19 protein-coding genes and 2 pseudogenes are annotated in these 25,345 nt (G+C 33.6%); 9 read left to right on the forward strand and 12 right to left on the reverse strand.

All coding sequences use genetic code 11. The features are described 5' to 3' along the window. The first annotated feature begins 159 nt into the window (after positions 1–159). The 4 genes from CAI20_RS00800 (at position 160) to CAI20_RS00815 (ending at position 6,142) form a co-directional block, all read left to right on the forward strand. Positions 160–1,134 (forward strand): ankyrin repeat domain-containing protein, encoded by a 975-nt coding sequence (locus CAI20_RS00800; protein WP_149168672.1) that lies wholly within the window; start codon positions 160–162, stop codon positions 1,132–1,134. Beyond that, positions 1,118–2,884, forward strand: a complete 1,767-nt coding sequence (locus CAI20_RS00805; protein WP_149168673.1) for a pentapeptide repeat-containing protein — start codon at positions 1,118–1,120, stop codon at positions 2,882–2,884. Before CAI20_RS00800 ends, CAI20_RS00805 begins: the two co-directional genes overlap by 17 nt. A 35-nt stretch (positions 2,885–2,919) precedes the next feature. Beyond that, a complete protein-coding gene (gmk, locus tag CAI20_RS00810) occupies positions 2,920–3,528 on the forward strand; it encodes a guanylate kinase (protein WP_017531841.1) in 609 nt (202 codons plus the stop codon). Between the two features lie 250 nt (positions 3,529–3,778). Next, a complete protein-coding gene (locus CAI20_RS00815) occupies positions 3,779–6,142 on the forward strand; it encodes an ankyrin repeat domain-containing protein (protein WP_149168674.1) in 2,364 nt (787 codons plus the stop codon). Here the strand turns inward: CAI20_RS00815 and sdhA are convergent. Together sdhA and CAI20_RS00825 are read right to left on the reverse strand one after the other, a co-directional pair. Further along, positions 6,114–7,913: a succinate dehydrogenase flavoprotein subunit gene (sdhA, locus tag CAI20_RS00820; RefSeq protein ID WP_149168675.1), complete on the reverse strand. Its 1,800-nt coding sequence runs from the start codon at positions 7,911–7,913 to the stop codon at positions 6,114–6,116. The genes CAI20_RS00815 and sdhA overlap by 29 nt on opposite strands. Before the next feature lie 208 nt (positions 7,914–8,121). Further along, positions 8,122–8,532: a zinc-ribbon domain-containing protein gene (locus CAI20_RS00825; protein WP_149168676.1), complete on the reverse strand. Its 411-nt coding sequence runs from the start codon at positions 8,530–8,532 to the stop codon at positions 8,122–8,124. A gap of 38 nt (positions 8,533–8,570) precedes the next feature. Between CAI20_RS00825 and dapD the strand changes: the two genes are divergently transcribed. Further along, positions 8,571–9,413 (forward strand): 2,3,4,5-tetrahydropyridine-2,6-dicarboxylate N-succinyltransferase, encoded by an 843-nt coding sequence (dapD, locus tag CAI20_RS00830; RefSeq protein WP_007302101.1) that lies wholly within the window; start codon positions 8,571–8,573, stop codon positions 9,411–9,413. Here the strand turns inward: dapD and CAI20_RS00835 are convergent, their stop codons facing one another. Then, entirely contained in the window at positions 9,414–9,695 is a 282-nt protein-coding gene (locus CAI20_RS00835) for a DUF2610 domain-containing protein (RefSeq protein WP_007302102.1), read from the reverse strand. Further along, positions 9,696–10,088, reverse strand: coding sequence for a hypothetical protein (locus CAI20_RS00840; RefSeq protein ID WP_007302103.1), 393 nt, complete (start codon positions 10,086–10,088; stop codon positions 9,696–9,698). It lies immediately after the preceding gene. 82 nt (positions 10,089–10,170) lie between these two features. Between CAI20_RS00840 and CAI20_RS00845 the strand changes: the two genes are divergently transcribed. Then, positions 10,171–11,199, forward strand: a complete 1,029-nt coding sequence (locus CAI20_RS00845) for a class I SAM-dependent methyltransferase (RefSeq protein WP_026097238.1) — start codon at positions 10,171–10,173, stop codon at positions 11,197–11,199. A 906-nt stretch (positions 11,200–12,105) separates the two neighbouring features. Here CAI20_RS00845 and CAI20_RS00855 read toward each other — a convergent pair. The 4 genes and pseudogenes from CAI20_RS00855 to dapE all read right to left on the reverse strand — a co-directional run bounded on the left by CAI20_RS00855 (position 12,106) and on the right by dapE (position 18,235). Beyond that, positions 12,106–13,446, reverse strand: a complete 1,341-nt coding sequence (locus CAI20_RS00855; RefSeq protein ID WP_012481883.1) for an ankyrin repeat domain-containing protein — start codon at positions 13,444–13,446, stop codon at positions 12,106–12,108. A gap of 250 nt (positions 13,447–13,696) precedes the next feature. Further along, entirely contained in the window at positions 13,697–15,475 is a 1,779-nt protein-coding gene (locus CAI20_RS00860) for an ankyrin repeat domain-containing protein (protein WP_149168677.1), read from the reverse strand. Positions 15,476–15,742: 267 nt separating this feature from the next. Continuing rightward, a pseudogene (locus CAI20_RS06880) lies at positions 15,743–16,683 on the reverse strand (IS5 family transposase). A gap of 355 nt (positions 16,684–17,038) precedes the next feature. Beyond that, positions 17,039–18,235: a succinyl-diaminopimelate desuccinylase gene (dapE, locus tag CAI20_RS00880; RefSeq protein ID WP_019236715.1), complete on the reverse strand. Its 1,197-nt coding sequence runs from the start codon at positions 18,233–18,235 to the stop codon at positions 17,039–17,041. Between the two features lie 42 nt (positions 18,236–18,277). On the opposite strand from dapE, the gene CAI20_RS00885 reads away from it, so the two are divergent. Then, positions 18,278–19,534 carry an iron-containing alcohol dehydrogenase gene (locus CAI20_RS00885; protein WP_149168678.1) on the forward strand — a complete coding sequence of 419 codons (1,257 nt, stop codon included), beginning with the start codon at positions 18,278–18,280 and terminating at the stop codon, positions 19,532–19,534. 525 nt (positions 19,535–20,059) lie between these two features. Next, positions 20,060–20,962 carry a PGAP1-like alpha/beta domain-containing protein gene (locus tag CAI20_RS06610; RefSeq protein ID WP_230608984.1) on the forward strand — a complete coding sequence of 301 codons (903 nt, stop codon included), beginning with the start codon at positions 20,060–20,062 and terminating at the stop codon, positions 20,960–20,962. A 279-nt stretch (positions 20,963–21,241) separates the two neighbouring features. On the opposite strand, the gene CAI20_RS00900 is transcribed toward CAI20_RS06610, so the two are convergent. The 4 genes and pseudogenes from CAI20_RS00900 to CAI20_RS00915 form a co-directional block, all read right to left on the reverse strand. Further along, entirely contained in the window at positions 21,242–21,721 is a 480-nt protein-coding gene (locus tag CAI20_RS00900; protein ID WP_019236719.1) for a dihydrofolate reductase, read from the reverse strand. Continuing rightward, a pseudogene (gene folP / locus CAI20_RS00905) lies at positions 21,718–22,970 on the reverse strand (dihydropteroate synthase). Before folP ends, CAI20_RS00900 begins: the two are co-directional and overlap by 4 nt. Next, the gene (locus CAI20_RS00910) at positions 22,967–23,344 is read right to left on the reverse strand and encodes a dihydroneopterin aldolase (protein WP_007302114.1); all 378 of its coding nucleotides are present in this window, start codon (positions 23,342–23,344) and stop codon (positions 22,967–22,969) included. The pseudogene folP and the gene CAI20_RS00910 overlap by 4 nt, the downstream one beginning before the upstream one ends. A 22-nt stretch (positions 23,345–23,366) precedes the next feature. Further along, positions 23,367–24,026 carry a CADD family putative folate metabolism protein gene (locus CAI20_RS00915; RefSeq protein ID WP_149168679.1) on the reverse strand — a complete coding sequence of 220 codons (660 nt, stop codon included), beginning with the start codon at positions 24,024–24,026 and terminating at the stop codon, positions 23,367–23,369. A gap of 181 nt (positions 24,027–24,207) precedes the next feature. Here CAI20_RS00915 and CAI20_RS00920 point away from each other — a divergent pair, with 181 nt between their 5' ends. Then, entirely contained in the window at positions 24,208–25,341 is a 1,134-nt protein-coding gene (locus CAI20_RS00920; RefSeq protein ID WP_149168680.1) for an alpha/beta hydrolase family protein, read from the forward strand. Positions 25,342–25,345 lie beyond the last annotated feature (4 nt).

Raw genomic sequence — 25,345 nt, forward strand, 5'->3', positions numbered from 1 at the left:
TGAGTAAGAAAAAGTATTAATTTCACTCGAAATAGCCTATCTAATTTTAGCATTTTATTTTCTATTAGCAAATATAAATAAAACCCTAAGGCATTTTTTACTGTAGATTAATCATTTGATTATAGTATCATTTTAATTAAGCCTATATTTGCAATGTTTATGAAATATAAAGCATTCTTCATACTATTAATTGTTATATCTAACCTGCTTGCTGCAGAACAGCCTGAAGAAAATAAAAATGAAAGCAGTATAAATCAAGAAGACGTATCGAAAAGCAACACTGATGCTGAAAAAACTTCGCCGCTTCTGAGCGAACTCAAAGAAATCACAGACCCAACAAATGTAATCAATGAAGAAGTACCTTCAAGTAATCAAACAAACCTACAGTCTGAAGAGGAGACTAATATAAAAGATACCAAAGCTCTAACAAGTCCTTTATCAGAAGAAAAAAAAGAAGAACCTGAAGAGAAGAAAATCAGTCACAATAATCAAACAAACCTACAGCCTGAAGAGGAGATTAGCAAAAAAGACACCGAACTTTCAACAAGCCAATTAACAGAGAAAAAGAAAGAAGAACAGCCTGACAATATAACACCTGTGAACAAAAAAAATGAAAAAAGCGAAAAATGGACAAAGCTAAACAAAGAAATAAAAAAACATAAAAGCAAGTCTATATATAAAAGACAATATGATAGCCTAAATGAGCACCTTCCTAAAACTATATTTACTGATGATTACAGTAAGCAATTTTTTTACTGCATCAAGAAGGGCAACTTAATTTGTCTAAGAGGAGTAATAAATAAGCTAGAAAAAATTGGATTAACAATTCAAGAAATACTAAGATTTAGAAATAAATTGGGTGATACTCCTCTAATTTATGCAGTGAAACAAGGTCAAATAGACACAGTTCGCTTTCTCTTATTACAAGGTGCTGATCCTAGAGTAGTTGATAATAATTTTAAGTCCCCTATCGACATAGCAATTGAGAAAAAGAAGATCGATATAATAAATGCAATTGCTGAAATGATGCCATACCTTTTAGAGGATAAAGAAATAAACAATGAAGAAGACTCAGAGATGTATAACTTTGCTATAAAAACAAAAGAAAGTACCTGCGATGAAAAAGATAATTAGACTTTTGATATTAATTTTAGTTGGTCATTTATGCTATGGAGATGATGCAATCAATGATTTTTTAAGTGCTCTGCACGATGTAAAATACATATCTTACAATACAAAAGATTTTGCTAAATTTTTAGTACAGTGTAATAAAGCCAGCATACCACAAGATTTTAAGAAAGGTTTTGGTCCTAATTTAAATGGTGCTAATTTTAGTCAATTGTATTTAAGCAAATCTATTTTTGATGGAGTAAGTTTAATTGGTGCCGATTTTTCTAACACCGATTTATCAGATGTGTCTTTTATCGATGTTGATTTGCGTGGTGCCAATTTTTCCAATGCTAATTTACATGGCGTTAAAATAAAAGGCACAAATTTAAGTTTTTCAAAATTTGCTTCTACAAATTTAACAGATATCATATTTGATCAGTCTAATATCAGTTATGCTGATTTTATCAATTCTAATCTCAACAAAGTAAGTATGCGTAATATAATTGGTTTGCATACCAAGTTTTTGAATGTAAAAATGAATTTCTCCAATTTATCAAACTCAAGTGCAAGCTACATCAATTTTAGTGATAGTGAAATAAACGACACTGTTATGCAGAAAAATAATTTCGACAACGCAAGTTTCTTTGGAGTGGATGCACATAAGCTCAAGGTACAATTTTCTTCATTAAAAAATGCTAACATATATGGTTCAGAAATAAAAAAATCGGATTTTACAGGTAGCAATCTTTCAAACGCCTATTTTAATTCTTCCATTATAGTCAACAGTAATTTCGAAAAAGCCAATTTAAGCAATTCACAAATTTCCTATGTGAAAGGGGATAATTCAAACTTCATTAAATCTATACTAAATGGTTCCAAGATAAAACATGCATATGTTTTCGAAGCAGACCTTCAGGATGCTGATTTATCTAATATTGATTTTAGTTTTAGTGAATTGTATAAAGTTAATACCTATAACGCTAACATTTGTCATGGAAAGTTTCATAATACTAAAGTTGTGAATTCTGACATGAGTGGTTCGTTCTTTGATCATTCATTGTTTACCTCTGCAAAAATAGAAGATTCAGATCTTTCTAGAACTTCAATTTATAAGACAAAAATTAAAGACTCTCAAATTTATAATAGTACTCTTTCCCACCATAATATGGATTCGAGTGAGATAGAAAATTCAATATTCTTCAAATTATTAGCTGATAATTCGAGCTGGTCTAAGTCAAAAGTCACTAATTCAAACTTTATTGAAAGTGATTTCAAATCCTCCGTGTTTTATGATAATGCCTTTAGAAAGACTAGTTTTTTTCTTAGCAATTTGAATAATTCAACAGTGAGTGATGTCTCTTTCCTCTCTTCAAGCATATATAAAAGTTCAATTGCTGATATTCATTTAACAGATTGCAAATTTGATAATTCAATTATGATTGACAATCAGGGACAGAGCAAAATTACAGGTCTAGAGAGTGCTATAACTTCAATTAAAGATCTGCAAGAGAAAATATCGCAGGGTGAAAAATTTGATGTAAATTATTCTTACTTTGAGTTTAAAGATATGAATTTAGAAAATGCTATTTTTTCTAATTCAATATTAAGCAGAGCAAAGTTTGTAAACGTTAATTTGAATAAGGCAAATCTTGAAAAAGCCGATTTACGTTATACTGTCTTTGATAATTCCTCTCTTATTGATGCCAATTTATCAAATTCTAATTTAGAGGGCTCTAGTCTTTTAAACTTTGATTCAAAAAATACAAAGTCTTAAAAAAGCTCTATAATGTACTTGTTAAATAAAGAAAAATGACCGTAAAAAATGAGGGCATACTACTGATTCTATCCTCTCCTTCTGGAGCTGGAAAAACTACTATATCAGAAAAATTACTTGAGCAATCAACTGATTTAGTTATGTCTGTTTCTATGACTACACGCAAACCTCGTCCCGGTGAAGTAAATGGAAAAGACTATTTTTTCGTTACTGAAGAAAAGTTTCACGAACTATGTAAGGCTGGTCAAATGCTTGAATACGCCAAAGTTTTTGAGAATTTTTACGGTATACCAAAAGATTTTATAGAACAAAACCTGAGCAGTGGAATAAGTGTTTTACTGAATATAGATTGGCAAGGAGCATTTCATTTGTTTGAAATCTTAAGAGAAAAAGTTGTAAGTGTTTTTATACTACCTCCCTCAATGGAAGAGCTTAGACTGCGTCTACAAAGGCGTAATAGTGATGATGAAATTGAAATAGAGCGTAGATTAGCCGAAGCGCAAAAAGAGATAAGTAAAAGTAATAAATATGATTACGTAATAATTAATGATAATCTTGATAAAAGCGTAGAAGAGATAAAATCAATACTAAATAAAGAAAGGATTAAAAAATTAGAAGAAAAACAAAGCCCGAAAGATCTATAAAAATATTTGTTTATCTCTTTTAGCAGCATTCACGCTTCACAGTTTAGCCACATTTATTATTTTTTAAGATAAAATAGTTAAAATAGTAGACAAGTGCTAAAGTGGGGATTTAATTATGACAACAGATTTTCTAATAGAAACTAGCTTTCCACCTATATTTCGATAACATCTAGCTCAATTTAAAAGTCCAATTCAATAGGTTGTTAGTTGAAGCGCTAACGCCAAATAGCTTTAATATTGAGGTTTTTATATGGTTATAGATTCAAGTGTATTAGTTAGTAATGCAAATAAACTAGACAAATGTATAAACAAAAATAAAAAACAAGATAAAAAAGACAAGCAATTGTATAATATTATAGAGAGAAAGGTAAAAAAAGAAAAACATAAGCATGAAAAACCAAGAAGTCGAGATGGAACACTCAAGGAATGTAAAAGGTTATTTAAGGAAGGCGCTAGTCCTGAAGTATTAACTAAATTAGAAGAATCGCTTAGAGAACAGGAAAAATATCACAGATATTATGTCCAATGTTTCCTTCCAGTGCTAGGTGAAGTAATAGAACGATCGAAAAGAATATCAAATGAAACAAAAAACCAAGTAATTTCTGAAATCACTAAAAGTTGTTTGAGTAGGTACAATGAACAAGACAGTGGCTACGGTAGCGATTGTGAAGATGAAATGAGCGGAATATCAGATTCTGATAGCGATTTTGAAGATGGAATAAACGGAATATCGGATTCTGATAATGACGTTCAATTACTAAATGCAATCCAAAATGGAAACAACAGGAAATTTAGAAAATACCTAAAAGATTGCACAAATGTCAGTGGCATAACAGATGAAAAAGGAAATAATATTTTACACCTTATTGCATCGCTCAAAAAGAAACAAAAGCTTAAGTTTCTAGATACCTTGATAAAAATAGCTAACGAGAAAAATTTAGCACAACTTGTTGATAGTGAAAATCAAGAAGGAAAGACTCCTTTTCAGGTAGCACTAATTAACAAGATAATAAAAGGGAAACATGATTCTCACACAATCCAAGATAACGATAACACACTTAAGTTTCTTATAAAATTACTAGAGTATGGAGCCAGCTCTGACAATTTAGGATTATCTACAAAAGAATTACAATACTTAAAAGAAGAACAAAAGACATACTATTGTGATTTCCTAGAAAAATTAGCAAAGTCAGTAAAGAAACCTGAGTTAAAATCAAAAATAAGAACAAAAATTAAAGAAATTATACCACATACCATAAATACTCCAGATAGTAATGATAATTATCAATTACATTTAGCAATTAAAAATAAAGATGAGAAATCCTTTAAGGAGTTATTGCAAAAAGGAGCAGATATTAGCCTGAAAGATACAGATGGTAATAATGCTTTACATCTAATAGTTTTAGAATTAAAGCAAAAACGAAAGTTTGAATTTTCAAATATAATATTAAATGTAAGTAAGGAGGAAGAAAAAGAGTATCTTAAAGCACAGTTTAAAAAAGCTATAAATGCTGAAAATACAGCAAAACAAACACCTCTTTATTATTTATTCCAGCATATAAAAGAAAAAAATGAAGATCGATCATGTACAGATAAAAAATTTGAAAAAACAAATAGATATAAAGCCTTAGAGTTATTTCTCCAAAATAGTGCAGACATTACTGCTCAAGACAAAGAGGGTAATAATGCTTTGCACTATATTGCTTCGCTAAAAGGAGAACAAAAGGTTGCATGCTTGGAGTTGATTTCCAGTTTAGTAAAAGAAAAAGAAATATCTGAAGATCAGTTAGGTAAGGCCATAAAGGCCATTAACGAAGAAGGAAGAACACCGCTACAAGTATCATTAACAAAAAAAGCAGAAAAAGGCAACCACCTTTCGCAAATGAAAACAATTTTTGATCTAGGGAAAAAGTACGACAATACAACAAAGTTTTGTGCAAAGATGCTAGAAATAGGTGCTGATTCCCGTTCTCTGAAACTAAAAGATCGAGAATTTCATACTGAAAAATATTATTGCACTTTACGTAATTTAGAAAATTACTCAAAAACTCCACAAGAAGGAAAGGTAAAAGCTAAAGAACTAAGGAAAAAACTTGAAAAAAAATATAACGTTAGAACTTTTTCAAAAAAATGTCAGCATATTCTACACAAAACAGGAGATGGCCTAAAAGCTGCATGGAAATGCATTGATCCGGGCAGGAGAGCTAGTGTATTGTTAGCAATCACAGTAGCAACTACTATTATTACAATGGTAACACTTTCTTGCTTCCAAGGACAAATTGCAATTGGAGCAGCGTTACCCATCATAGCTATAACAGGAGTGGTCTGTCTGATATTCACTTTGGGACTTAGCGACATTAGGAAGTCTGTTAAGGAATTAACCAACAATAAGCAAAGCCGTAAAGATGATCACCTAGCTGCAAAACAACCTGAAAATATTACTGAACAACAAAATTTAGCTAACAACTCAGCAGAGCAAGAAGTACAAAGATCGTCAAATCAATCGGAGCATAAAGAAAGCCCAGCTACTCAAATGAGCTATGTATCAATACTACGTCAATTTATAAATAAACCAGATGGGTTAACTAATAAATTCTCTTTTCCGGGGCGATGAAATCAATCTCATCGCTCAGAGTTTTTTCAGCAACTTTTTTATAGTCAATTTCTACACTAACTTGGCTTTTCTCTTCTTTAAGCCATGCTATAGTATGCTTCATCCAGTTTTTATCATCACGTTTAGGGAAATCTTCACGAGCATGAGCACCCCTGCTTTCCTCGCGATTAGCTGCACATTCCATGGTAATAACTGCTTGTGGAATCATATTGGCAAGCTCCAGCGCTTCAACCAAATCACTATTCCATATCATACTGCGATCTTCAACTGCAATGTTAGGCATCATTTTTGCTACTTCTTTTATAGCTTTTTTACCTTCCTCTAAAACTTCAGCAACACGGAATACTGATGCATATTTCTGCATAGTGTGCTGCATTTCACTTCGTATTTTTGCTACTTTGAACTCTCCGGAAGCAAATCTCATTTTATTAAATCTATCTACTATCAAATCTGTGCAGTCTGAATGCAATTTTTTATGTGGTGTATCAGGTTTCAATTTTTCTTTTGCCCTAAGCGCGGCAGCTCTACCAAAAACCACAAGATCAAGAAGCGAGTTGGAACCTAGTCGATTTGCACCATGTACAGAAACACATGCTGCCTCTCCTATTGCAAATAATCCTTCTACCACTTCTTCTTTACCTTTTTGCAACGTGATCACTTCTCCATGATAGTTGGTTGGAATACCTCCCATGTTATAGTGAACAGTTGGAATAACAGGTATAGGATCTTTAGTAACATCAACTCCTGCAAAAGTTTTTGCTGTTTCACTAATACCTGGCAATCTGAGCTTTATTACTTCCGGATCAAGATGCGATATATTCAAGTACATGTGATCTTTCTTTGGCCCAACTCCCCTTCCCTCTCTAATTTCAATTGTCATTGCTCGACTTACTACATCACGAGAAGCCAAATCTTTTGCCTTTGGCGCATAACGTTCCATAAACTTCTCACCCTGAGAATTAACGAGGTACCCACCTTCACCGCGGCATCCTTCCGTCATCAAGCACCCTGAGCCATATATTCCTGTTGGATGAAATTGCACAAATTCCATATCTTCAAGTGGCAACCCAGCTCTCACCACCATGCCATTACCATCACCTGTGCAGGTGTGTGCACTTGTTGCAGAGAAATAAACACGTCCATAACCACCTGTTGCTATTACCACAGAATGTGCACGAAATCTATGCAACGTACCATCACACAGCGACCAAGCTATCACCCCACAGCATGTCCCTTTGTCCATAATCAAATCGATTACAAAATATTCAACAAAAAATTCAGCGTTAAATTTAAGACATTGCTGATATAGAGTATGAAGAATTGCATGCCCAGTTTTATCTGCTGCTGCACAAGTACGCTGAGCCGATTTTCCTTTACCAAAGTGAGTTGTCATTCCACCAAAGGCACGCTGATATATTTTTCCATCTTCCGTACGAGAAAAGGGTACACCAAAATTTTCAAGTTCAATCACAGCTTTGGCAGCATTTTTACACATATACTCTATTGCATCTTGATCGCCAAGCCAGTCTGAACCTTTTATTGTGTCATACGCATGCCAGCGCCAATCATCTTCAGCAATGTTGCTCAAGGCTGCACTAATTCCGCCTTGTGCTGCAACTGTATGACTCCGTGTAGGGAAAATCTTAGAAATACAGGCAACTGAAAAATTAGTTGCAGCCATTCCAAGTGTTGCTCTAAGCCCTGCTCCACCTGCACCCACTATCACCACATCATACTCATGCTCTATGATTTCATACGCTGACTTATCCATATCCACTTATTTTATCATCACAGGCTTATAATATCACAGAAGTAGAAAAAATCTATACAAGTTTTCTGGATGTAAGCTTCTGAAACAAATCTATAGTAAACGATGTAATAACAATCATAGGGCGTCATGAAGGTAGCTGAAATTGGAATGACACTATCATAAAGGAATAAGTGTAGTTATTTGCATAACATTGATGACTTATGCCTATTTAATTAGATCTAAAATTAGATAGAAAAAGGTAATCTTGATAAAACTCATTTACAACAAGTTCTCTCGCACTTGAATTTTCCGTTTGCACTTTTTTGTATCCTAATTTATGGCTTATTGAATCTTTATATGTACTAACTGCTTTATATATCTTACTTACCTCTCCTGGAAAGATACCACCAACAATTATAACGCATAACCCTGCAACTGTTGCAAAAGCTAGAGTTAAACTTTGCCTCCAGTTAGCTTTTTTTTCTTGTATACCAGCAGGGCACAATTCACTTGACATTTCTTTTAGATACTCATGCCACATGTGATTGCAGTTTGTACATTTCACTTTTCTTCCAGATTCACCTATTTGCCCACGAGATACTAAGTAAGTTTTAGTACAATTATGACATTGTATTTTCATAGTGCTTACGTATAAAATAATATAAATTTGATATCAATATGTATATAATAAATGAAAAATTTGCAACTAAAAAATTACAAGATGAGATAGAAAATATTTGGAAAGATAAAGAAAAACTTAACGACTATAATCTAAAACACGAAGCAAGATTAATAATCAAAGAGGTAATTGAGTTACTTGACAGTGGTAAAATTAGAGTAGCAGAAAAGCTATCAAGTGGAGAATGGATAGTACATAAGTGGATAAAGCAGTCAATATTATTACATTTCCTCACTGAGGAAAGCAAAATAATAGACAACACCAATTGCTGGTTTGACAAAATCGGTAGTAAGTTTAGTGAATGGAATGAAGAAAAATTTTACCATTCAAAAATTAGAGCAGTTCCTGGATGTTTTGTCCGCCAATCTGCTTACATAGGTAAAAATGTTGTTCTAATGCCAAGCTTTATCAACGTTGGTGCATACATTGATTCTGGCACAATGATAGACACTTGGTCAACAGTTGGTAGTTGTGCACAAATAGGAAAAAACTGTCATATTTCCGGTGGAGTGGGAATAGGCGGAGTTCTCGAGCCTATTCAAGCTTCTCCAGTCATTATAGAGGATAATTGCTTTATTGGAGCGCGCAGTGAGGTAGCCGAAGGTGTTATAATAAGAGAAGGATCAGTCCTTAGTATGGGGGTGTTTATTGGAGCATCAACAAAAATCATTGATAGGGAAACGAACAAAGTATTTTACGGTGAAGTGCCACCTTATTCTGTAGTCGTGCCAGGATCTACTCGATCTAGAAATAATGTCTCAACCTATTGTGCAGTTATAGTAAAAAAAGTGGACGAGAAGACGAGATCAAAAACTTCTATAAATGAAATATTGAGAATCTAACTACTTACCGTCACTTTTTTTATCATTATTACTAACTATAGTAATGGCATATGCGCATAATTCTGGAAAAGAGATCCCGTTTTCTTGAGACAGCTTGTATAATTTTTGCAAACTTTCTTTAACTTTATTAGGAATGTTTCCTCCACGCTCCTTTGCAAGCCATGAATCTTGATGGTGAATTGGATGAGTATCACCCTTTGGATTTCCTATATATACTGCAAAAGGTGCATTCTGTCCTTTGAAATCACACTGTACAGTAAATTTTTTTATAGACTCAGCCATTTAAAGACCTCTACTTTTCTTTTTAACCGATTTTATAGAAGATACAAGAGGTGGTTTTTTGATAAAATCTTGCCTATTAAACACACTTTCTTTGCCTTCTAAAGCTCGACGAACATCGGCTCTGCTTAGCTGTGACTCTTTTGCTACCCTCATTCCATGCTTTACCATAATATTAGTATATGCTAACACTTTTTTTACTAACTCTAGATCACCATTCAACATTTGAACCAATGCTTGAAATACCTCCGCTAAAGTTAATCCATCAGCACTTACAACCTTATTTTCTACAAAATTGATAGCTTCTTTAAATTTATATTCAATACCATCATCTTGAGGTATAAGGGTAACATAATCCGTATCTTGATTGTCCATAACCAAAGGAATACTACTCATATGTTTTTAAACTTATATTATATATATAAATACTCCACTATTTTATAGTATGGCACGCTATAGTTAAATGTTTATTAATAATATGCTCACTTATATACACGAATTAATTGATAAAAGCCAAGGATCAATATCTATCAGTGATTTTATGAACGCTGCTCTATATCATAAAGAGTACGGCTATTACATGAATAAATTACCACTTGGCAAAGATGGTGACTTCATTACTGCACCTGAAATTAGTCAGCTATTTGGTGAAACAATTGCAGTGTGGATAATGAATACATGGGAAAAATTAGGAAAGCCATCAAAATTTTCTCTAGTTGAACTTGGACCAGGTAAAGGAACACTCATTCATGATGTAATAAGAGTCACCAAAAAATATAGCTGTTTTTTTAGCTCAATGGACATTCATCTAGTTGAGATAAGCCCTATTTTACAGAAAATACAAAAGGAAAAATTAAAGGGATTAGATATTAATTGGCACACAGATGTCGACAACTTACCAAATCAGCCAACTATTTTTTTTGCAAATGAGTTATTTGACGCCCTTCCAATTGACCAATTTATTTATCGTGATGGGCAGTGGTATGAAAATAGAGTAATAAAACAAGATGATGGCAGTCTTTCACTGTCACTCCAGTGCTTAACCAGACCAAAAACTGGATTCCAGACTGGAATGACAGGGGGGTTCAATGGTGCAGTAGTGGAAGTATGCCTAGCCGGAATCGAAATATTAAAGAAACTTGAGAATAAGATAGTCAATAACGGAGGAGCTGCCCTGATTATAGATTATGGTTATGTATATCCTGAATATAAGAGCACTTTGCAATCGATAAGGCAGCATCAGTATGCTAATTTTCTTGAAAATATTGGTAACAGTGATATTACTGCACTTGTAAACTTTCAAGCGTTAAAAGATTCATTAAAATACTTAAATTGTGAGATTTTAACTCAAAGAGAATTTTTATATTTGTTTGGTATAAAGGAAAGAGCGCAAGCTTTAATGGAAAATGCAAGTAATGAACAGAAGAATAAGATCTTCAGTGAATTTTTAAGGTTAACTGAAAATATGGGTACTCTCTTTAAGGTAATGCTGATTCACCATTTGTAGTCTTGTGTAGTTCTTATGTTAAACATACAAATACTAAAAAATTTACAGAATAAAAAAGGTAAAAAAAACGTATCTGTTCAGCAGAGTAGCAAAATAAGATAGACAGATAAGACTATCATAGGAACAAATAGGTGTCATGAAAGTAGCTGACACTGGCACGACAACAAAAAAGTTACTCAAATGACACCCTTTTGATGCACAATTTTTGGTGCATCACGTACTGATTTTCATCCAAGACGATGTCATGCAAGTAGCTGACACTGGCATCCAGCCTTTTCGCGCAAAAAACGTTGTAAAGTGTTTAGTTGGATCCCAGCTGGTTGGTTATGCAAGAAATCTATTGTCAAAAAAAATTACTTCCGCATATTTTGAATCTGATTATAATGACAATTAGAGATATTTTAAGAGCTCAAAATCTATCTTTGTCTGCAGACTTTCAGTTAACTTTTCAATAAAAAACGTAGCGTATCTTTTTCAGCGGTCTGTCATATGTGCGCTGCATTTTTTTCTAATCTTTTTATACAGGAGGATTTTATGTCCAGAATTCCAGATACTTGACCTTTACTTTAGCTAATAACAGGCGCCTGTGATTTTTATAAAGAAAGTGTAGGAAAAACTGTTTCCAGGCATAAATTTGCCATGTATACCTAAAAAGTAATTATATTAGCATAATATTCATACTTATATGCCAATATTAATATTCTTTGAATGGAATACGAAATTAATGTTGAAAAAATATGTACCAAAAAATTTATGTGGGATCTATGCCGAAGCTCAAATTGCATGACACCATTTATTTTTATGGTTTTGTCTATTTTATTTTGCCACTCTGCTAAACGGATACATTTAATTCCATTTTTATCGAGCAGATAATTGTCATATATTAGCTTAGTTCTCCTGTTATACTTAAATATAAATCAGCATAGCCCTAATTTTTTTATATATTTTACTTCTTTCTCTATATTTAATAATAGGCTTGAAAATAAATGGTAAACCTATAATTGTTAAGCTTAGAGCTAGGATTGAAAGTACACAAAAGGCTTTGTGTTTACTATGTAGCTCTTTCAAGTAAAGCATCAAAAACCTACAAAATTTTTTGTAATTTTCTTCAATATTTTTTTTGCTATGAGCCTTGTCAATAAACATATCTATTGCAGTATAATCATTACTACAATTAATTGCCCCTTTTTCTATTAATAGCTGAGCTATATCAAAATAATCCTTTTGAATAGTAAGATGCAGAGGTGTAAAACCTTGTTGATCACAAATATTCATATTGGCTTTTACTGCTAACAACATTCTTACAATTTCTATATGACCTTTTTTAGCTGCAAGTAGCAGAGGAGTTCTGTTGCATCTAGTTACGGCATTAACGTTTACCTTAAGCTCCAATAAGAACTTAACTGCTTTAGTATCACCATTATAGCTAGCTTTATGTAATCTGGTGTTACCGCTACAATCTTGGTCATCTGCTTCTATTCCCTTTGAAACAAGAAATGTTACCATTTGCCTATTATTATGCTCAATAGCGCAATCCAGTGCATCAAAGCCATGTTTGTTTTTTATGCAAATAAACTCTTTTAACCTAGCTTTTGCTTGCTTTACAATAAGCTTTACCAGTTGCATTTTGTTGTTATATGCTGCTAGAAAAAGCGTAGTATTATTTTCTGCATCTTTTGCTTCTATGTTTGCACCTTTCTTTATCAGATATTCTATAATCTCTGCTCTACTTTCATAATGTGTAGTACATTGATAAATGGTCAAAAATAAAGGAGTACGAAAGTTGTTATCTTCACATTCAAGATTTGCTCCGCTATCAATTAAAATCTGGACGCTCTTTTTAGAACCGTATAATGAAGCTATGTGAAGAGGAGTATAGCCTTCCTCAGCATCTTTTTCATTAACTTTTGCGCCTTTTGTTATTAAAAAATCCATTAATTCTGTATCATCTTGTAGTGTAGCAAGGTGAAGTGGAGTAAATCCATTTTTATCTCTAGAATTAATTGTCAGTTGATTAACAAGAAGTTTAGCAATTTTTTTGTGTCCATGCATAATAGCATAATGCAGTGGATTTCTATTTTCGTTGTCCACAACATTAAAGTCAGCTTCGTGTTCTAATAATGATTTTACTCCAACTAAATCGCCTTCTTTTGTAAACTTATGTAAGAGAGTGACTCCGCTTACATCTTTTGAGTTAATATCAAATCCACTTTCTACCAATTGATGTATGTCTTCCTCACACGCCATACCATTTTAATTAAACCCTTTTCGCATTAACAATACTCCCACTTAATTAAGTTTGAATGAATCTGTAAGAGAGATATAAACGTTAGGGAGATTTGTGATAAATAGTAAGAAAAAGAACAGAAAGTCAAAATCTATCTAACACAATTAAAATCACTATTTTACCCGCTTTCTCTGTACTCTATCTCTACTTTTGCATTTACATTCGCTGAATCACTTTCCTGCTTTACAATAAAGCAGCTCCATATGTTTTCTATGCACTTTTATTAAGCATTTTGCTCAAATTTGCAAAATTCACAATATTGTTCAACAACTCCATCTTACTATCCACTTGCTCATTCTCAACCTTTTTAGATTTAAGATCTTTAAGTACATTATTGAAATCATCCATGTTCACTGTCACTTTTAGCTCTTCATCTTCTGACTCTTCTTCGCAAATCTGATCTACAGCATGAAGTTTTGCTTCATTTACCAAATTTTCTAGATCAGCTCCTGAAAAACCATTAGTTTCTTCTGCAAGTTTTGCTAGATTTACATCTGGTTCCATTGGCACTTTCTCCGTATAAAGACCCAATATTTTTTCACGTAGGCTTTTATCTGGTAAAATAATTTCAATATGTTTAGAGAGGCGACCTGATCTAATTACTGCTTCATCTAAACTTTCTAGACGATTAGTTGCAGCAATGACTGTCACGCCTTCTATAGGATTAAAACCATCAAGTTCATGTAAAAACTGATTTACAATTCGGTTGCGTTCTTCGTCATTGTATGCATTATTATTACTACGTTTTGTACAAACAGCATCTATTTCATCTATAAAGACTATGCAAGGAGCATTTTCTCTCGCTTTTGCAAAAAGATCTTTTATGTAATGTGCGCTTTGTCCAGCATATTTTTGCATACATTCAGATCCAGAAACGCTAATAAATTTAGCATTAGCTTCACATGCAATTGCACGAGCAATAAGAGTTTTACCATTTCCAGGTCGACCATATAAAATATAGCCTGTTGGCATTTTGCAACTTAGCATTTCAAGAGCTTTCTTCTTCTTCTCTGATATATGACCACAAATCATTTTTAACTCTTTTCTTACTTCATCTGAAACAATAACACCATCAAGTGTTACTTTTTTCTGCTTGTCTGGATCAACTCTCTCTATTCTAGAAGAGCCTTTTATTGCACAAACAAGATCATTTAATTCTTTTGAGTGCGTTGCTTTATTAACCGATTTTTTTTCATCACTCACTTCTTCAATATTTATTATGTTTGAATCTTGCTCGTTTTTAATCTCATTTTCAGCATCCAATTCAGCCGCTTTGTACGTAATATATTTAGCTATAGATGCAAATGCATACAAAATACTTACACACAATAACACCTTTAATACAGGCACATCAGGTACAATTAAATTAACCGCAACAATTGATGTTGCCATAGCAGCACCTAACAACAACATTGAGCCAAAAACGATATAACCTTGAATTTTCGCTTTTTTCAGCTGCATTAAGTATCCAGAGCCATTAGGATGCTTGAATGCATAAATATTCACTGGAGTTTTACCATAAAAATTCTTTAACCAAGGATCTGCATTTTTTCTTATTAGAATTGATATTGTTTTTCTACTTCCATTATCTGCAGCATAATGCAAAGGGGTATTGCCCTCTTTATCCATTACATTAACACTTATTCCTTTATTTAAGAAAAATTCTACTACTTCAACATGACCATTTTCAGCAGCTAAATGTAAAGGAATCTTCTCGCGCTTACTATCTTTCTTATTAACATCAGCTCCTCCTGCTACCAGGACTTTTGCTACGTTTTCAAAGCCACCTCTAGCAGCTACGTGCAACAATGTAAGTTCTTGACTAAATAAATGATTTACATGAAATTCAACTTTCTTCCACTCTTCATGTAGATCTTGATTCTGTTTCTTTAGTTCTTCTTCTATTTCCTGAATTATATTATCTTCATTTAAATCTGTCTTATCGTTAATTATACTCAGTACTTCTGCTAGTAATTGATCACTTGTCATAATCTCATCTTTAATCTTAAATGATATATTTAATTATTATATAACTAAAATAAAAATTCAATATTTATTTTAAACAAGGTAATAATTGGATTGTGAATAGCAAATTAGATCCAAGTAGCCCCATCTCACACTACTGTCATCCCAGTGCCTAGACACCAGCCTTTCTTACCAACAAAAACTTAGCATAACTTTTGTTCTCAAAAAATTTCTGGATTCCAGTGGGCTTTGTTGCACAGCTCTTCGGATAGTGGGTAATGTATAATAAATTCATGAAGCTATATCAAACTTAGCCATGCCTATTTCAGTAAATTTGTTAAGCAAATAACACTTGAGTAGCAGTTCCTTCTCACGATTAATCTCAGATTTATTCCTAAAACTAAATCCAAATATTTGCTTCAGTCGCGAGAAAAAACTTTCTATATAAGATCTCTTCCAATAATTTATCTCTTTTTTCCACCTCTTCATACCATCTTCATCATATGACTTTATGAGCTTGATTGTAGAATTTCTCTCATTCATATAATCCAACTTTGGATGCTCTACTGCATTATTTTGCGGAGGAATCCTTGTCTTTATGTCAAGCTCATCGCACAGTTTGTATAACTTCTTTCGATCTATCTGCATATATCGTGCTTATGTTATACTTGGTATCCACTCTTTCAATAAGATCACAGGCTCCATAGTGGTCGGAATAAACTCCACTACTGTATTTTGCAGCTATAACTTTTTTACTACCTATCTCTAGCATTACATCTTGTTTGCTCATAGCGGCGATACTTTCTATCTGTACCATTTGCCTTACTATGGCCTGGAATATTATTGTAGATGCTGATACCTGTACTATCTATAGCAATTTCAATATCTTCCATATCGTTCTTATCAACTCTGCAGTCGTTGATTTTGATATTAAGCTTTTTAAACCTTCTTGAAGCCTGCGAATAGCTGATAATTTGCAAAATTTTCCCTATTTGCTCAAGATATTTCTCTATAAATCCCACTGTTTGCCTAAGACCAATCCTGAATAGATAGGTTATTATGTGAATTAGAATCACTACTTTGTCGCTGTAGACATTGTTGCCACCTGCTACTTTTGGACTATTTTCGTACCAATTTTCAATGGCATCGTTGATATAATGAAAAACATTTCCCCTTTCTTGAAGAAATTTGTTATATTCATTGCAGTTACTGACTTTCATTCTTATTGGCATATTTTTCTTTTGTCGGCTAAATATCTATTTTATAACAAATTCCATCAGTAACTGCCTGTTCTTTCCTTGAGTGGTGCAACAAAGCCAGCTGGGATCCAGGTTGACAAAAGCGCTTTACAACGTTTTGTGTACAAAAGCCAGTGTTGCATGACACTATTTGTTCTTACACCCTTTTTGTCTATCTTATTTTGTCACTCTGCTGAACAGATAATTTTCGCCAATAAGCTTTCTACTGAATTTTTGTTATTAAGCTCGCACAGATCAAAGACAAGTTTTGAGTCAAAAATACCCTTAATATTATAATAAGGGGTTGGTAAAATGTGTCTAGTAAGTTTCTTCTCTATGCAACTGCACCTCAAGCTAATAATGGACCATCAGGCGTATTACCAATTACATTGATTTGGTTTAATATTTTATTAGTGGGGTAAAAATAATTTTTTATAAACTCCTTATATATAGCTGTTAATTTATGTATATCGTCTATTGATACGCATTCATTTACCTGATGTGCGGTTTTGTTGATCATACCAAATTCAATTACTGGACAAATATCTTTAATAAACGCAGCATCAGATGTGCCACCATTTGTACTCAGCACAGCATCAATACCGGTAATTTTATTTATCGCATCAAGCATAATATCAGTATTTCTATCAGGAGTAGAGAGAAAAACGTCCCTGCTGCTCTGCATAGACAGTTTATAATCGTTAGTCACATTGGTGCATATTGCATCAATCATCTTATATAAAACGTCCGGTGTTTGTGTATTGTTATATCGAACATTAAAACCTGCTGCTATTGAACTAGGTATTAGATTATTAGTATTATTTCCAACGTCGATAGTAGTAATTTCGCAATGTGAAGGCTGAAAGTATTTATTACCAGTATCAAAAGTGGTATCTTTTATCTTACTTAGTATCGATACCATTTTATATATTGGATTATCTGCTAGATCTGGGTAGGCAACGTGCCCTTGTTTACCATGGCAAATCAATTTAAATGTTGCAGAACCTCTTCTACCTATTTTTATGGTATCACCTAATTTCTCACTACTCGTTGGTTCTCCAACTATACAAAAATCTATCTTTTTTTGCTTACTTTTCATCCATTCCAAAACGGCCTTTGTTCCATGTTCTTCCGTGCTTTCTTCAGCACCGGTAATCAATGCACTGATTGAACCACTGAATCGAAACTTACCTGCAACTGAATCTACGATAGCAGCAATAAATGCAGCTACTCCGCCTTTCATATCAGCTGCTCCTCTTCCGTATAGCATTCCATTTCTAACTTCTGGCTTAAATGGATCAGATATCCAATCTTTTAACTCACCTGGTGGTACAACATCAACATGTCCAGCAAAACACAAGTTTGGTACTCCATTTATATATTTCGCATAAAGATTTTTAACTTTATCACCAAACTCTAAAATCTCACATTCAAAACCACTTTTCTTAAGAATGGCTGCTATATGCTCTATTGCCCCATCGTCTTTTGGTGTTATACTTTTAAAAGAAATTAATTTCTTAGTTAGTTCTACAGGGTCAATCTTCATATCAATCTTGAAATACTAACATTACCGTATTGTAAACATTCTATGCGATATTTAAAACAAATATTACAGCACACAGAACAAGTTCTTATTAGGGAAGTTGCTGATAATATCTATGAAATATGTAGACAATACGGAAATGACATTTTTCTGATTGCAGATGAAAATACAGCAAAACTTTTAAACAAAAACATACTTAATAAAGTTTCTCATTTAATTATTCCAGCCACAACTGTCATTCCAGCGTGTGACTATGATGGATCGCAGTGTCACGCTACTTGGATGACACCAAATAGACTGAACAGCGCTGCTTCCCTCCAAACTGTAAACCTAGTTAGAAATAAAGCAAAAGATAGTGACTTAATGGTTGCATTTGGTAGTGGCACTGTTAATGATATCTGCAAATATGCAAGCTACCTCGAGAAAAAAGATTATATATCGTTCCCAACAGCCGCTTCCATGAATGGGTATAGCTCTGCAAACGCTTCAATATTAGTTGATGGATATAAAAAATCGTTCGGAGCACATCTTCCAAAGGCAATATACATTGATAACGATATAATTGCCAACGCACCACCACGCCTCACATTAAGTGGATTTGCAGATTTCATCTGCCGTTCAACAGTACAAGCCGATTGGCTATTATCTCATCTATTACTTGGCACAGAATATAATGAACTCCCCTTTAAACTTGTTCGCAATCTGGAGGAAATTTTGCTCAGAGAACACTTGGCACTTGCTAAAAAAGATAAAAGAGTAGTTTTATTACTTATGGAAGCCTTATTGATTTCAGGACTTGGAATGGTGATGTCAAAAGGCAGCTACTCTGCAAGCCAAGGAGAACATATGATAGCTCATGCAATGGAGACGGTAACAAAAGATTATTCCTCCTCGTTACATGGCGAAAAAATTGCTGTTACGACGATTACTATGGCTAACTTGCAAGAGGAGATATTGTCAATACAAAACCCGATTACCAAACCGATCACTTTAGATGTAAAACATATAACTCAGTGCTTTGGTAATACCGAATTTATAAAAATTCTAAAGCAGAAGCAAATTATGCAGCAAAAAATTCAAGAGATTATTTACAAAGAATGGAGTAATATTTCTAGTTTAATTAAGCAAAATTTACTATCTGCAAAACACCTGCAGAAAGTATTTGAAGATCTATCAATTCCGTACTTACCGGAGCATCTTAATTGGAACAAAGAGCAATATTGCAAGGTAGTCAATCTTACATTTGCAACAAGAGATAGATTCACCTTTCTTGACCTAGCTGGTTGTATAGAAAAAAGTTAGATTTTGTGTATTCGTTCAGTAGGGTAGCAAAATAAGATAGACAAAAACACAGTAACAAATGGTGTCATTCAAGTAGCTATCCAGCCTTTCTTAACAACAAAAACTTAGCATGACTTTTGTGCTCAAAAAACTTCTGGATTCCAGCATCAAGTGCTGGAATGACATGGTGAAATATTATTCAAGTAGCCTCTGTCCCAGTGCCTATTCGGTGTCATTCAAGTCAACTCTTTTCTTGTCATCCCAGTGCCTAGACACTGGGATCCAGAAAACTTCACTTTAAATGAGTGCATTAGATTGTCTTTATATAGATGTCAGTGTCAGCTACTCGGATGAAATTCATTTAGTTGTCTTTTCTCTTTTTCTTATTTTACTACTCTGATGAACGGATACAAAAAAAACTCATGCACCTTGATGTAAGTAGATCTTGCAAGCATTTTAAGATTGCCGGTTCACTAGTTAACATAGAAAAAGCTCAACAAAATTATAAGAATAGTATATAATTGAAAATATTTAATAGTGAAAATAATGCCTAACACTAAAGAAAAAGAAATACATCTTATATTCTTTCATGGGTTAGGGGATAATTATAAAAATGCAACTACATTCTGTAAAGATATGCAATCTGAGCTCATGCACCACCATGATATACCTAATTTTCACACTCATGCACACAAATACCCGGCTGCATTTCAAAATTATATAACTTATGCCTTAACCAGCTTCGTATGCTTACTAGCATCAATATTGCCACCTACTGTCATACTGCTCACTAATCCAATAACAGCTAGAACAGCTGGATTGGCAGTCTTATCAGCTTCAGCTTGTGTTTTTTTATCTATATTGCTACTCATGATTCCGTTTCTAAATAAGAATCAAAACTTATTCAAGTCTTCAATAGAGAAAATTAATCAACTAATAAATCAAGGTGTAAAACCCGAAAATATTATACTTTTCGGTCATTCTTTTGGAGGAGCAGTTGCATCAGAAGTATCAAGGCATTTTGCGAATAGAGATGTTAAACTTGGAGGAATTGTCTTCACTAGCACTTTTAGTTCTTTTCATACAGCAATAGAGCATTTTCCAATACCTCAGACGAAAATTTTGAGTATACTGCCCTCATTCCTACTAAAAAGAATACTAAAAGCCTTCGATTTAGACTTTGATATAGTAGATAATTTACAAAAGTCACAAAATGAAAAAACGCCAATAGTAATTATTAATCACGCAAGAGACAAATTAATACCACTTCCTGCACAGTTGGCAAATGCAATGAGAGATGATCGATTATTAAATGGTAATCCGATCAAGATTCGTGATGATCTGTGTATATATGGAGATGATCCTCATAACAGTGTTTTGGATAGTGGCACACTGACTGAAGAATTAAGAGAAATGGTACTTAGTAAAGTTACGTCTAGAACGCGTTAACTTTTTTGCTGCTTTTTTTTTGGCTAAGGTCACACTTCATTATGCATTAAATTGTATGCATCTATTCAGGGAATTTGCTAATGTGAAAGCCAGTGCTTCCTTTCTTGCGATGTAGCTGTACAGAAATTGAAGATGTCATTTAGTAGCTCTCCCCTGTTATTTAAGTAGGTAACACTGAGATCCATAAATTTAACTGGATGCCAGTTTCTGGGCACTGACCATCATAAAGGAGCCAGTGTCATGCACTGATAGTTGTCTTTTCTCGCCTACCTTATTTTACTACTCTGCTGAACGGACACAATTGCATATAGTATAGTCTTTAGTTTTAGTGAGAATAGTTTTATTCCACTGATCAAGGAGTGCTAAATTGAAATACGTATCACCTTTATAAGTTTTATGCATTTCAGTCATAATAAATTCTGAGATTAGGTTATGCTCTAAAAAAAGGTGTGCTATTTGTGCCCCACCAATCACAAAGACTTGAGAACTACTTTGAATTGACAGAAATTCTTTCATGGAAGAGACAACAGTACATTTTGGGCCTCTATTAAAACACTTGTTACGGGAGAAAACAATAGGTGTACGATTCTTTAGTATACTCTGAGGCACGGTTTCAAATGTCTTTCTTCCCATCACAATAACTTGCTTGTCGGTTACTTGACAAAAATGTTTAAACTCACTTGGATAACGCCAGGGCAAATCATTATTTATTCCAATTACCCCATTAGGGTCAACAGCCATAATTCCAATAATCTTCATCCCTTTAAGACAGCTTGGGCTACAAAAAATCTCATGTGGTCGCGTACATTATGCACTCTAAGGAAATCAACCTTATTTTGCAGTATAGCAGATATAGCAATTGTTTCTAAATCTCTATTAGAGGGAGATTCTATGGAAAAAGAGGAAATAAATGACTTTCTGGAATGGCCAACTAAAACCTTGCAGCCAAAATTTTGTAAAGTTTCTATACTGCGTAAAATCTGAATATTCTGATACATAGATTTGCCAAAACCAATACCAGGATCAATAATTATTGAACTTTCATCAAAACCAAGGGCAAGTAACCTATTAATGCTCTCCTCTGCCCAATTATTTATGATATCAATTGGGTCAATATCATGTGGAATAATATTGTCCTTATGTGGTGGTATCGAAAGTGAATGCATAATAACGACACTACACCCACTGCTAGCAACTTCTTTTAAGGTATTACTACTCAGATCTCCCTTCTGATCATTTACCCAGGCAATATTGTAGTGCTTCAAAACGTTTAAAATAACGTCTGGCCAAAAACTATCAATGCTGACTTCAATATCACCATTTTTCATATAGTCGCTAAGATTATCAAGTACTGGTTTTAGACGTTCATACTCTTCCTCTGGCGTCTTTATTGAAGCTCCAGGCCTTGTTGATTGAGCTCCAAGATCAACTATGCTTGCACCATCTGATACCAGCTGCAATGCCTGCTTGGTTGCTCGATTCGCATCATAATAAAGACCACCATCTGAAAATGAATCAGGGGTAATGTTGACAATACCCATAAGCTTTGGTGAAATCGTAAAACTCTTTGAAAAACAGTCTTGAACATTGAAAGCAAATGTTTTGTTAACCATTGCCATCAAGTGGATCAAAAATGGCCTGTTTACCAATTCTGGGTGAGGAATTTTAAGATCAGGTGTATCAAGCGTTAGATCATCCCATAACAAAATATCTAAATCAATAACACGAGGTGCCCATTTTTCGTAGACTTGTGGACGACCAATATCACATTCGATTTGTTTTAAGCCTTTTAGTAGCTCCTCAGGAGAAGAAGAACAACTTCCATAGACAATCATGTTGAGAAATGGCTTGTTCCAATCAGGTGGAGCACATTTGGTAAAATAGCCTTAGTTTCTAGAATGATCGAAGACTTTAAGTCTTTTAAATAGCGCTTCTTTAGTAACTCAGTAGCTCTTTGTAAATGGGAAAGGCGATTCCCTATATTTGATCCAATAGAAATATAGATCATTCTTGCAATTCATTACAGTAAGTAAAAAAAACGCCCCCATGCACACCAGGAACTGGTGGTGCGATTTTGTGAGTAGTCACCCTGACAGAATGCTCTTTTTGCATAAAAAGGTCGTTAATCATCCTGTATATATCATGAGTTAAATGCTCGATTAAATTAAATTGCTTGCCCTGAACAAGAGATTGAATATTTTGCACTACTTCCAAATAGCAGATAGTATCTTTAAGTTGATCAGTTGTAAGCCCTGAAGGAGGAGATTTAAAAGTGAAATCAACGTCAATACTCACCAATTGGGGAGAAAACTTCTCTTCTGCACTACATCCCAAATGAACCCAAAGCCGTAAATCAGATATAAGAAGATTACATGCTACCACTGAATTTAGTATCTACTTATAATTAATGACAAACATCAACATTCATCATGCCATCAAGAAAACCCCATAAGAGTTTTGCTCCTTTTTCAGCGCCTTGCATAACTTTCTCTTGTTCTTCTTCGTTTAAATCTGCAATAAGGTTTGCACATTCTTCAGAATGCCACTCATCAGCTTCCATATGAACAGTAAAAAATTTGAGAGGACGCTCATCATTTATTGAATAGTGTTTTTTTAGACCTTCAATTTTAGATTTAGAAACCTCTGGAGTTTGACGTTCATAAGCGTACAGAGCTCCAAGACCTGCTGCAAAATCTGATTTTACAATGTCAAAGTAACCGTCAACTAATTCTTGCGTCTCCTTAACCTGTGCATCTTCAAGAAGATCAACCCTTGCTACTCCGAGCCCTTCAGCAAAACGCTGCCATAATTCTGGGTGATTCTCATCGCCTTGTTCTTCCTCTATTAAATTACCAAGTAAAACTTGCCGCATCTTTAGATTGGGGCATAAAGAATGTATACCGCTGATATAACGAGGGAAAGCAGCAACATGGTGATAATATTCCTTAGCATAGGTTTGAAGAGCCTGCAGGCTTAAGCTACCTTCATTCCATGACTCGTAAAATGGGTGTTTTAATAAGTGTAAACTATCTAATTGATTATTAAGTGATTGAACAAATGTCATAAATAAACACTAAATTGTTTTAGGCTACGTTTAGGTTTATCAAATGTCAAGAGACATTTCCCATTACTACCTTAATTCCAATAAATATAAAGATAGATACGCTATAAGTTAATTTTTTAGTAAAAATTGATTTTTTCTAAAATTTCATGTATTATTAAATCAATATAGTGAAAAACGCAAAATGAAAGTAACAGAAGAAAATACAATAAAAATTAGGGAAGAGTTCGTAGAAGTTCAAAATGGAATGCGAATTCAAAAGATAGTGATGTCAAACTCGAAGAGCAGTGCAGATAGCAGAAAGAAAAAGCATATAGTTTACTTTCCAGGGCTTACATATACTTTTGAAAAAGAGCCAGATGAAGACAAAAGTGAATGGAATTGGGCAGCTGAAGCAGGTATGGATGTTCACCTTATTAATTTTCCTGGTTCTGGAAAAAGCAAAGGTCATTCTTTAAACGGTCAAAATCGAGTAAATGCAGGAATTGCAGTCATTTCAGATCTTCTAAAGCAAGGCATTCACCCAGACAATATAGTACTGTATGGAAGCTGTGCTGGAGGACCAATAGCTGCAGAGGTTTATAAAAAGTTTAAAAAAGATGACAATGTTCATTTAAGATGCGTTATCAATAAATCCTTTAGCTCATTCAAAAAACTTGTAGTGAAATTACTACACATATCAAAACCTAAATGGCTATTTCCTCCTATAATAAAATTCATACTCAAATGCTTTGGTTGGCACTTTAAGCCACATACAATAGTAAACGATATTACTCCATACACAATTTGTTTTAATCTAGAGAACGATGGGTTTATTAGTAAGCAGGGAAATATAGGTACTAAAATTTCTGACATAGAAAAAAGTCATAGGAAAAAAAACTACCAAAAAAAAGAAACTTTTGAAGGTTTTGAGCAATATAAAGAGTTTTTTATGGAGCATGCCAACTTAGCTAAAATAAAAAACCTTGAACCTGAAGTTGGAGTAATGAGAAAATGCTGGAATAAGTTTCTATCGTTACTACCTATTAAGGCAGATGATATTCACTTTTCTCCGATTACAGAATTGTGCTCATCAAGTGAACATAAATACACTCTTCCTGAGTTAATTTCACTCTTTTTAGAATTCACAGATAATTATTTTGAAAAGAAGGGCTCTCTCAATCAAGAGAAACAACCAGAGATAAAAACAGAAGCGATATGTGGAAAGAATAGTGAAAAAGAAATAGAGGAAAAGAAACAGTATTTTACCAATTTAAAGAATTATTCAATAAGTCAGAATATATCTAAAAAGCTAACATCTCTTCAAATATTGAAATAAGTGT

Origin of the sequence: Wolbachia endosymbiont of Chrysomya megacephala (genome assembly GCF_008245065.1) — a bacterium.
Classification (GTDB): Bacteria; Pseudomonadota; Alphaproteobacteria; order Rickettsiales; family Anaplasmataceae; genus Wolbachia.